The organism is Methylobacterium sp. D48H (genome assembly GCF_053345715.1).
In genome coordinates this window covers 119,413-128,896 of sequence record NZ_JBKFAP010000003.1, presented here as the reverse complement: position 1 = coordinate 128,896, position 9,484 = coordinate 119,413, and the positions used below count along the sequence as shown (strand labels likewise).

The window sequence follows — 9,484 nt, the reverse complement described above, 5'->3', positions numbered from 1 at the left end:
GCCTTCACGACGCGAGCGGGTTGAGGGCGTGCGACCGGAGGCGATCGTCGCACCGCGGCGACGGCGCGGATCTCCGTGCCGGCACACTGATCAATCAGCCCTTCGCCCCGAAGTTCCGGCTTCGCGGCGGTCCGGAACACGGCCGGGACCGCCCGGTTGGCCAACCATGGACCGGTGGCCGCGCGGAGCAGGATCGCAGATGGATGACAGGCAGATGGCCCGCGGGCTGGCTTGGTTCGGGATCGGGCTCGGCCTCGCCGAGACCTTCGCGCCCCGGCGCGTCGCCGCCGCGACCGGCCTCGACGGCCACGAGGGCCTGATCCAGCTCTACGGCCTGCGCGAGATCGCCTCGGGCGCGGCGATCCTGGCTGCCGCCGAGCCGGAGCGGCATCTCGGCCTGCGGGTGGGCGGGGATCTCCTCGATGCCGGCCTGCTGGCGGCCCGCGCCACGCCCTCGAACCCGCGGCGCAACCGTACCCTGGCCGCGGCCCTGGCGGTGGCGCCCGTCGTCATGCTGGATGCCGCCATCTGGCTGAGGGCGCGCGACAGGCGCGGCCCATCTCCGGGCGATCCCGGCCGGAGGTCCGGCGCGATCGCGCGATGACCGGTACAAGGGTGGCGACGGGGGTGGCGATGGGGGTGTGGCGACGGGAGCAGTGCGCTCAGGGATGTCCGGGCGCGTCCTTCGCCGGGTCTCCCCCAGAATCGTCCACCTCGCCTTCCGCGGCGGGTTCGGTCCCCTCGATCGCGCGGGCGAGCTCGGTCAGCACCTCCTCCACCATCGGCGGCCAGGGGGCCCTCTCCTCATCCATCAGGCGGGCCGCGCCGACCAGCGCGGAGATCTGCGCCTCGTAGACCGGCCGGCCTACCAGCTGCGCGTAGCGCACGCGCGCCGCGAGCGCCGTGGCCAGGCGCTGAACCTCCGCGATCTTCGCGCTCGGCGCGCCGCTGCCGTCGCCGTTGCCCATCCGTCCACCCCCTCGGGATCCTCACCGATCCTCATAGGCCATGGCCGGGACACAGTCAGGACCGGCTACCAGGCTTCGAGAATCCGGCCGCCGACGAGCGCGACGACGACACCGACGAGCAGCGCCATGCCGATGTCCCGGAGCGGCGCGGTGATCAAGCCGGCCTCGGGAGCCGGCGGCGACACGTAGCGGGTCAGGCTCTCGGGCAGCGCCGGCGCCGGCGGCACGGGGGCCCTCCGCCGAAGGGCGAGGCGGATGCGGTGCATGGGCGTGATCCCCGGACGACCTCAGGCGGTCTCGACCTGGCGGGGCCCGGCGGCCGCCTGGGCCTTCCGCGCGGACGTCTTCGGGCGGACGAAATCGCCGAGGGGCTTGCAGGTCGGCAGGCCGATCACCTCGACCGACCGGGTCGGGGCCTGCGGCGCCGCATTGCGCGGAACGAGAACCTCCGTCCCGTTCGCACTCTCCGTCTGCCCTTCGCCGAGATCCGGCAGTTCGACACGATGCCCGACTAGGTACGCCTCGATGTCGATGAGGCGGTGGCGCAGCCGCCAGATATCGTTCTCGACGCCGTTGATCTGCACGAGGAGGTCGGAGACGGTGCCCTGACGCGCCGCGATCGCCGAGAGCACAGAGGCCCGTTCGTTCAGCAGCACGGCCTTGACGGTCGGGTTCATGACGTACGCCTCCGAATGTTACAGCACCACGATTCCCGAATTCGGAAGCGAAGACAGTTCTCAAAATGGCTTAGCCGTTACGCCCGAAGGTGAACGGCCGCATTCAGCCGCCGAACGACTCGCGCCGGGGTGCCGATCGCGCGCGAAGGCGGGAACTTCTCGCGCGCGCGTGCGTCAGTTTCGCACAGACCGACGCACGCAGTGCTGGGAGCTTCACATGCGCAGATCCGCGACTCTCGCCATGGCCGCCGCCCTGACCCTGGCCTCCGTCACCGCCTGGGCCGACCCGGTGAGCCAGACGGGCACCGGCGGCGGGCCCGCCACCACCGCCAAGGCGCCCCATACCGCCGCGACCGGCCAGACGGTGCCCAATCCCGGCGCCCTCGGCCCGAACGAGACCGGCAGCATCGAGCGCCGCGACGCCGTCGAGGAGCGCAACGACGCGATCACCCGCGGCATCTGCATCGGCTGCAACCGCTGAGAGGTGGCCCGGCGGCGGCAGGGCGTCGGCAAGACGGTAGTCCTGACGGCGCCCCGGCCATGACCGCGGTTCATGGCCGGGGTGCGGTGGCCGCGGCCGGGGGTTGAAGCCCCGGCGGCCCTGGCCCAAATCAGCGCGCCTCACCGACCATGAACAGGAGTGAACACGTGGCAAACGAGTCTGTCGAACAGGCGGCAGAGAAGACCTATTTCGGCCTGACCCTCTCGCAGCACGCGGACCGGATCCGGAAGCTCGCGACGGAGCGGGGCCTGACCGGGGAGACGTTCGACCGCGTGACCGCGCAGGCCGTGGCGATGATCCCGACTATCAAGGTGACCGACGCCGCCCAGCGGTGAGCCGGGCCGGGCCGATCATCGCTCGGCCCGCAGCCCCTTGAGCATGCGCCGGGCGATGGTCCGCACGGCCTCATCGTCCCGCGCCTCGCCCTCGACCGTATCCCACAGGTGGACGAGGCTGCCCTCGAGCTCGTCCAGCAGTTCCGGGTTCTGCCGCGCCAGGAACCGCATCGTCCCGAACAGGAGATGCTCGGTCGCCATCTCGCGCCGGCGCGCCTCGGTGACGGGATCCGGGTGCGGCTTGGAGGTCTGATCGCTCATGGTCGGCCAACGGCCCGCGCGGGCCGCGGTTCGCCGGGCTGTGCGCGGTGCGACGCCGCGGACGGCACCGAGCCTCGACGACGCACGCGACCGGGAACAGCGCCGGGCCGACACGGTTTGCCGGTCAGGAACGGGCGTCCGGAGAGGGCTGTCGATGGCCGAGGCGGATCCGCCCAAACCCGAGGACGAGGCCCCGCCCGGCACGCCGGGCACCAGCGAGAACCTGTGCCGGACCTGCGGCGGCACCGGCAAGGTCGCCGACGCGCAGTGCTCCGATTGCCGGGGCAGCGGCACGGTGACGACCGGCATCGGCGGCGCCTGACGCCGTATCACCCGGCACGATCGGCGCGGGGACCGCGACGCGCTCAGCGCCGCAGCGCGCCGATCCACGCGGTGAGCGGCTCCACGAACGCCGCCCAGGTCCGTGACCACACCGTGCCGGTGCGGGCGTCCGCCGGGCGCGCGCCGGACATCAGGGCCGCCACCAGGGCATCCTCGCGGGCCTTGCACTCGTCGAGGGCGTTGCGCTCGTCGCCGGCGCGGCTCTGCCCCGTCGGCTGATGCCCCGTGGCGTCCCGCAGGCAGCGGTGCCACGCGCGCTCCAGCTCGGCCGGATCGGTGGCTCCGGCGGCCGGCCCCGCAACCGCAGGTCCGGTGGTCAGGAGGAGCATCGCGGACAAGCTGAACACCGGCATGCGCATGCTCGCTCTATGCCCGATTCGTGCCCCCGAGGGATAGAACGTAGCAGCAACAGTGGCCCCGGCTCGGCTCGGCTCGGCGGCCGGTCAGCCGGCCCGGCCGTGCCTCGCCACCCGACAGCCGTGATCCATCAGGTATTCGGCGCTGGCCTCAGGCTCCCGATAGGCGAGCAGGATCATCCCGCCCCGCGGATCCCCGGGATCGGCCTCCACCGCCGCGAAGCTCGCGTCGTGCAGGTGGCCCTGCCAGCCGGGCACGCGGGCCAGCGCGGCGAACGGGTTGAACGCCGCGACCGCGTCCGCCGGGACCCGCATGGCGAGGTAGGACACCTCCGCCAGCGGCACCGGGAACGGAGCCCAGCTGTCGCCGACGGCGTCGCCATGGGCCTTCAGGGCCGCCGTGACGCTCCGGCGCATGCAGTCGAGGTGGATGTGCAGCTGATCCTGGCTGCGGCCGCCCACGGAATTCACCTCCAGGCCCACCGCGGAGGGGGGCAGGCGGCCCTGCAGCGCGTCCGACACGTAGTGCCGGGCCGCGAGCGCCGCCCGCCAGTAGGCCGCTCCCCGCGGGCCCTGGAGCACGGGGGCCTCGATGCCCGAGACGCTGTCGGTGGGCATCACCACCGTGTGGGTGGGCTGGCCCGGCGCCCGCAGCACCGCCGTTCCCGGGCGCGCCGCGTCTCCGAGATCGACCGCGAGGCAGGGAAAGCTCCGGCCCGCGGCCTTCTTGGCGAGCACGCAGCCCTGCAGCGCCACCCAGAGCACGTCCCGCACCGGATTGGCCGCGATGGCGGCCGGCATCACCGAGAAGGCGAGAAGGGTCGCGACGACCAGAGTACCACGCATGATCAGATGTTCCGGTCCCCGGCCGGCGTTATGATACGTCGGGCGGCGCGCCATCGTTGTACGCGGCCGCCGTCGCCGCGAGGTTACGTTTCCGCGATGCTGAGATCGAACGCGCAGTGGCACGGCCTGATACGGGTCGCGGCCTGGATCCTGGTGGCGCTGATCGCCGCGATCACGCTGGTGCCGATCGGCCTCCGCCCGGTGGTCACGGCCAATCCCAGCTACGAGCGCGTCGCGGCCTACGCACTGGCCGGGCTGCTCATGACGGTGGCCTACCCGCGGCACTGGCTCTGGATCCTGGCGGGCAGCGTCGTCCTGGCCGGCGGTCTGGAAGCCGGCCAGACCCTCACCGGGACCCGCCACGGCCGGTTCGACGACTTCCTGATCAAGGCCGCCGCCGGGCTCGTCGGCGCCCTGGCGGGCCGCCCGCTCGCGATCCTGGCCGACCGCGCCCTCGCCGGCAGCACCGCGGCCGGCACCACCCTGGCCGGCCGCGATCTGGGCGACCGCACCTGCGGCTGAGCCGCGTCGCGCCGTCCCGCCCATGCCGCCGGCGCATGGCCGCGGCGCCGGTCCGGTGCCGGACGACGGGCCGCGCGCGGAAACCGCCGAGCTTGACCCGCGTTGCCTTGAAGGGGCTCTCACGCGAGGTGCTGCATGTTCGGCGCGGCCAAGCTCACGGGACGGTTCTGGTTCCGCAAGACGTGGACGGGCAAGCTGGTCCTGCTCGTCGAGGAAGAGAGGCCGCGGTGGTTCAGCCGCACCGGCCTCACCAAGCTCCGCTGGCGCGACGCCCGCCTGCTCGACCTGGCCGAGGCGCCGATGCGCACCCTGATGACCCTCGAGCGCAGCTACCGCGCCGACTACGCGGCCGGGCCCGCGCGGGTCCTGCAGGCCGTCATCCCGCCCGGGACGCGCGGCGCGATCGCCACGCCGATCGGGACCGCGGCCAACGCCTGAGCGTCGCCGCGGCGCGAGGGCGCGGGCCGAGCATGGAGGGGCAGGGCTCGGCCCGCCTGTCGTTCGGCTTCTTACCCCCAAAGCCGGAGCGACCCTGTCAGTGACCACGGTCAGGGTTAACGCTTTGTGAAGAGCCCCGCCCGGTCCGGCTGGTCGGCTGCGGCCGGAGGCGCCCGAGGATCCGGCAGTCGGGGTGCCGGCGGGCGAAAGATCCGGCACGAAATGCGTCACTGATCTATGTTGGTATTCGCGACTCCATTCGGTAGATAACAGGCATAATGGGTTATCTTCGTGCAGATAAGGACTTGACTGTCGAGAAGCGAATGCACGTTCATGGATCACTCCCACGTGAGAGGCGCCCATGGAAGATAGCAATCCTGCACCGCATCAGGACCCGATCGATTTCGTCGAGCTGACCGCCGATATTGTTTCGGCTTATGTCGCCAACAACTCCGTTCCGGTTCCCGACCTCCCGTCGCTGCTGTCGGGCGTCCACGCCGCGCTGGCCGGTCTCGGGCACGCGACGGTCACGTCGGAGCCCGAATTCAAGAAGGCGACGCCCGCGCAGATCAAGAAGTCGATCACGCCCGACGCCCTGATCAGCTTCATCGACGGCAAGCCGTACAAGACGCTCAAGCGGCATCTCACCGGCAACGGCATGACGATCGAGCAGTACCGGCAGCGCTACGGGCTGCCGCCGGACTACCCGACGACCGCGTCCAACTACTCGGCGATGCGCGCCGAGTTCGCCCGCAACGCCGGCCTCGGCCACAAGCGCCGCGGCCCGGCCGCCAAGCGGAGCGAGCCCGCGGAGACCGTCGCGGCGGAGGCCGGCGCCGGCACGAAGGCTCCCAAGAGCCGCAAGACCCGGAAGGCCGCCGCGGAGGCGTGAGGCCCCGGCCGCGCGCTCCGGCGCGCACTGCCGGCGCCCCGCGCGTCAGGACCTGAGATGACGGGACCGGGTACGGCCTCGCCGGACCCACCCGTCACCTCCCGGCCGGTCCCGGACCGGCGCGCGTCGGAACGACCCCAGCGGCCAGCCGTTGGGCCGGTTGAACACCCGACCGCCCGACGGAGCCACGCTTGACCCGATCGATCCCCGCCCTCGTCCTCGCCGCCGCCACGCTGGCCGCCCTTCCGGCCGCGGCCCGGGCGCAGGATCGGCCCGGCCCCGGGGCGGCGCCACCGGCCGAGACCGCGCCGAAGCCGGCAGCCGACACGAAGGACCCGGGCAAGACCGCGACGGAGGCCGTCACGCATCCCTCCGCCGTGCCGCCGACGGAGGGCGCGGTCGGTACCGGCAAGCCCCCGGCCACGGGCGACGCCCCGACGACCGGCCGGTAGAGTCCGCCCCCGCACCCCCAACCCTGTCCGCCCGCCGCCACCCCCGGCCGGCGGCCGCATCCCCGTCGCGGCCGAGCCTCGTCCCGGCCGCGCATCGGCCCTGTCGGGCGAGGTGAGCCGGATCATGCGTCCAGACCGGGCCGTTCACGCCGGCCGCGCGCCCATCGTCCGCGCTCGAAACCCGGCACGTCCCTGGTGGCGCCTGCTGCGCCGGCACAGCACCGGCATCGCCGCGCCGGACCCGCGTCTCTGGGTCCTGACCCTGGCGATCGTCGCGGTCGACGTCGTCTGGATGGCCGCGTCCGGCATCGCCGCCGCGCCCCTGGGCTTCGCGCTCGCGGGCCTCGCCGCCCTCGTCCTGCTGAGCGCCGCCGCCTGCCTGAGCACGGTGAAGTCCGACCCGCCCCTGCGCGGCATGGCCCTGGCGAGCGCGTTCCTCATCGCCTTCACGGTGCCGGTGGCGGTCCTGCACTTCCTCGCCGCCGGGATCGGGCTGCCCTTCGTCGATCCCGCGCTGGCCCGCATCGAGACCGCCCTCGGCTTCGACTGGACCGGTCACGTGGCGTTCCTGGCGCGGCACCCGACGCTGTCGTGGTGGCTGGCGCTCGCCTACCATTCGAGCGGCCCGCAGGTCGGGCTCGTGGTGATCGCGCTGAGCGCGACCCGCCGCCTCGGCCGGCTCTGGACCTACATCCGGCTGTTCTCCGCGACGCTGCTGTGCGTGATCGTCCTCGCCGCCCTGCTGCCGGCCCTCGGCCCCTACGCCCACTACGCCCCGCGGGTCGTCCCGTCCGAGCCCCTGGAGACGGTCGGCGCGCTCTGGCACCTGGAGCCGGTGGCGCGGCTGCGGGCCGGCACCTTGCACACGCTGGCGCTCGGTGACCTGCGCGGCCTCGCGACCTTCCCGTCCTTCCACGTGTGCCTCGCGGTCCTCACGGCCTGGGCGCTGGCGCCGGTGCCGCTCCTCGGCCCCCTGGCCGTCCTGCTGAACGCCGCCGTGATCGTCGCGACCGTCGGGTCGGGCGGTCACTACCTGCCGGACGTGCTGGCGGGCGGCCTCCTGGCCCTCGCGGCCCTGGCCTGCCGCGCCCGGCGGCGCGGGTCGACGGCCGATCCCGCCGCGCGCGATCCCGCCACCCGGAGGATCGACGCGCTCGAGGCGATCCGGCCCGCCGACGCCTGAGAACCAGTCGGGCCGCGAACATCCCCGCGCCCGGCGGATGGGCCAGGGAGCGGGGAAGGCGCGACGATGACCCGGACCCGGTAGACGATCCGCGGTTCCGTCGCCGCCGCGCGGCTCCGGTCGATGTCCGAGACGCCCACGGGCGCCGACGGCACCGCCCGGATCCAGCGGCCCCGACGGCCCCGCTTGCCCCCCAACCCCGCGCTCCATAGATCCCGACGATGACGGCACTCCCCTTCGACAACAGCTACGCCCGCCTGCCGGAGCGCTTCTACGCCCGCCGGCCGCCGACGCCCGTGGCGGCGCCGCGCCTCGTCCGGCTGAACCGCGCGCTCGCCGAGGAGCTCGGTCTCGATCCGGACTGGCTCGCCGGCCCGGACGGCGTCGCGGCGCTCGCGGGGAACGCGGTCCCGGACGGCGCCGACCCGATCGCCGCGGCCTATGCCGGGCACCAGTTCGGCCAGTTCGTGCCCCAGCTCGGCGACGGCCGCGCGGTCCTGCTCGGCGAGGTCGTCGACCGGAACGGGCGCCGCCGCGACATTCAGCTGAAGGGCGCGGGCCCGACGCCGTTCTCCCGGCGGGGCGACGGGCGGGCGGCGCTCGGCCCGGTCCTGCGCGAGTACCTCGTCAGCGAGGCCATGGCGGCGCTCGGCATCCCGACCACCCGGGCCCTCGCCGCCGTGACGACCGGCGAGCCGGTGGTGCGCGAGACGCTCCTGCCGGGCGCGGTCCTCACGCGCGTGGCGGCGAGCCACATCCGGGTCGGCACCTTCCAGTTCTTCGCGGCGCGGGGCGACGTCGAGGGCCTGCGGGCGCTCGCCGACCACGTCGTCGCCCGGCACCATCCGGACGCGGCCGGGGCCGGCAATCCCTACCGGGCGCTGCTGGAGGGCGTCGTCGCGGCCCAGGCGGCCCTCGTCGCCCGCTGGTTGCACGTCGGCTTCGTCCACGGGGTGATGAACACCGACAACATGTCGGTCGCGGGCGAGACGATCGATTACGGGCCCTGCGCGTTCCTCGACGCCTACGATCCCCGGACGGTCTACAGCTCCATCGACCGCAACGGCCGCTACGCCTACGGCCAGCAGCCGCGGATCGCGCTCTGGAATCTGACCCGCCTCGCCGAGACCCTGCTGCCGCTCCTCGCCGAGGGCGAGGACGCCGCGGTCGCCGAGGCCGAGGCGGCGCTGGCCACCTACGCGCCGCGCTTCGAGGCGGCCTATCACGGCGGCCTCGCCCGCAAGCTCGGCCTCGCCGAGACCCGCGACGGCGACGCCGAGCTGGCGGGCGACCTCCTCAAGGGCATGGCCGAGAACCAGGCCGACTTCACCCTGACGTTCCGCCGGCTCTGCGACGCGGCGGCGCGGCCTGAGGCCGACGCGGCCGTGCGCGACCTGTTCGTCGACCCGACGCGCTACGATGCCTGGTCGGCCGCGTGGCGCGCGCGGCTGGCGCAGGAGGCACGCGACCCGGGCGAGACCGCCGCCGCGATGCGCCGGGAGAACCCGGCCTTCATCCCGCGCAACCACCGGGTCGAGGCGATGATCGAGGCCGCCGTGGAGCGGGACGACTTCGCGCCGTTCGCGACGCTCCTCGCCGTCCTGGCCCGCCCCTACGACGACCAGCCGGACCACGCCGCCTTCGCGGAGGCGCCCGCGGGCGGCGGCGTCGGCTACCGGACCTTCTGCGGCACCTGAGCCCGCGCGCCGC

General features: G+C 73.9%; 16 protein-coding genes. 10 read left to right on the top strand and 6 right to left on the bottom strand.

Annotated features, from left to right (window positions below; translation table 11 throughout):
* Nucleotides 1-199: 199 nt before the first annotated feature.
* Nucleotides 200-604 (top strand): hypothetical protein, encoded by a 405-nt coding sequence (locus tag ACLBX8_RS09295; RefSeq protein WP_020090977.1) that lies wholly within the window; start codon nt 200-202, stop codon nt 602-604.
* 58 nt (nt 605-662) lie between these two features.
* Here ACLBX8_RS09295 and ACLBX8_RS09290 read toward each other — a convergent pair whose 3' ends face one another.
* The 3 genes from ACLBX8_RS09290 to ACLBX8_RS09280 form a co-directional block, all read right to left on the bottom strand.
* Nucleotides 663-968 (bottom strand): hypothetical protein, encoded by a 306-nt coding sequence (locus ACLBX8_RS09290; protein ID WP_447698218.1) that lies wholly within the window; start codon nt 966-968, stop codon nt 663-665.
* A 65-nt stretch (nt 969-1,033) separates the two neighbouring features.
* Entirely contained in the window at nt 1,034-1,234 is a 201-nt protein-coding gene (locus ACLBX8_RS09285) for a hypothetical protein (protein ID WP_020090979.1), read from the bottom strand.
* Nucleotides 1,235-1,255: 21 nt separating this feature from the next.
* Nucleotides 1,256-1,645, bottom strand: a complete 390-nt coding sequence (locus ACLBX8_RS09280) for a hypothetical protein (protein WP_447698217.1) — start codon at nt 1,643-1,645, stop codon at nt 1,256-1,258.
* 217 nt (nt 1,646-1,862) lie between these two features.
* Between ACLBX8_RS09280 and ACLBX8_RS09275 the strand changes: the two genes are divergently transcribed.
* The gene (locus ACLBX8_RS09275) at nt 1,863-2,126 is read left to right on the top strand and encodes a hypothetical protein (RefSeq protein ID WP_026604594.1); all 264 of its coding nucleotides are present in this window, start codon (nt 1,863-1,865) and stop codon (nt 2,124-2,126) included.
* A 167-nt stretch (nt 2,127-2,293) separates the two neighbouring features.
* Complete coding sequence (locus ACLBX8_RS09270; RefSeq protein WP_020090982.1) at nt 2,294-2,482, top strand: hypothetical protein; 189 nt, start codon at nt 2,294-2,296, stop codon at nt 2,480-2,482.
* A gap of 15 nt (nt 2,483-2,497) precedes the next feature.
* Here ACLBX8_RS09270 and ACLBX8_RS09265 read toward each other — a convergent pair whose 3' ends face one another.
* Entirely contained in the window at nt 2,498-2,743 is a 246-nt protein-coding gene (locus tag ACLBX8_RS09265; RefSeq protein WP_170868072.1) for a hypothetical protein, read from the bottom strand.
* Nucleotides 2,744-2,897: 154 nt separating this feature from the next.
* On the opposite strand from ACLBX8_RS09265, the gene ACLBX8_RS09260 reads away from it, so the two are divergent.
* The gene (locus ACLBX8_RS09260) at nt 2,898-3,065 is read left to right on the top strand and encodes a hypothetical protein (RefSeq protein WP_447698216.1); all 168 of its coding nucleotides are present in this window, start codon (nt 2,898-2,900) and stop codon (nt 3,063-3,065) included.
* Between the two features lie 43 nt (nt 3,066-3,108).
* Here the strand turns inward: ACLBX8_RS09260 and ACLBX8_RS09255 are convergent, their stop codons facing one another.
* Nucleotides 3,109-3,444, bottom strand: coding sequence for a hypothetical protein (locus ACLBX8_RS09255; protein ID WP_447715018.1), 336 nt, complete (start codon nt 3,442-3,444; stop codon nt 3,109-3,111).
* Nucleotides 3,445-3,528: 84 nt separating this feature from the next.
* Nucleotides 3,529-4,287 carry a CDP-diacylglycerol diphosphatase gene (locus ACLBX8_RS09250; protein ID WP_447715017.1) on the bottom strand — a complete coding sequence of 253 codons (759 nt, stop codon included), beginning with the start codon at nt 4,285-4,287 and terminating at the stop codon, nt 3,529-3,531.
* Between the two features lie 96 nt (nt 4,288-4,383).
* Here ACLBX8_RS09250 and ACLBX8_RS09245 point away from each other — a divergent pair, with 96 nt between their 5' ends.
* The 6 genes from ACLBX8_RS09245 to ACLBX8_RS09220 all read left to right on the top strand — a co-directional run bounded on the left by ACLBX8_RS09245 (nt 4,384) and on the right by ACLBX8_RS09220 (nt 9,471).
* Nucleotides 4,384-4,809, top strand: a complete 426-nt coding sequence (locus tag ACLBX8_RS09245; RefSeq protein WP_447698213.1) for a hypothetical protein — start codon at nt 4,384-4,386, stop codon at nt 4,807-4,809.
* Between the two features lie 135 nt (nt 4,810-4,944).
* Nucleotides 4,945-5,247: a hypothetical protein gene (locus tag ACLBX8_RS09240; RefSeq protein WP_020090988.1), complete on the top strand. Its 303-nt coding sequence runs from the start codon at nt 4,945-4,947 to the stop codon at nt 5,245-5,247.
* Nucleotides 5,248-5,608: 361 nt separating this feature from the next.
* The gene (locus ACLBX8_RS09235) at nt 5,609-6,139 is read left to right on the top strand and encodes a MucR family transcriptional regulator (RefSeq protein WP_100251589.1); all 531 of its coding nucleotides are present in this window, start codon (nt 5,609-5,611) and stop codon (nt 6,137-6,139) included.
* A 191-nt stretch (nt 6,140-6,330) separates the two neighbouring features.
* A complete protein-coding gene (locus ACLBX8_RS09230) occupies nt 6,331-6,591 on the top strand; it encodes a hypothetical protein (protein ID WP_020090990.1) in 261 nt (86 codons plus the stop codon).
* Between the two features lie 124 nt (nt 6,592-6,715).
* Nucleotides 6,716-7,774 carry a phosphatase PAP2 family protein gene (locus tag ACLBX8_RS09225; protein WP_447715016.1) on the top strand — a complete coding sequence of 353 codons (1,059 nt, stop codon included), beginning with the start codon at nt 6,716-6,718 and terminating at the stop codon, nt 7,772-7,774.
* 221 nt (nt 7,775-7,995) lie between these two features.
* A complete protein-coding gene (locus ACLBX8_RS09220; protein ID WP_447715015.1) occupies nt 7,996-9,471 on the top strand; it encodes a protein adenylyltransferase SelO in 1,476 nt (491 codons plus the stop codon).
* Nucleotides 9,472-9,484: the final 13 nt, after the last annotated feature.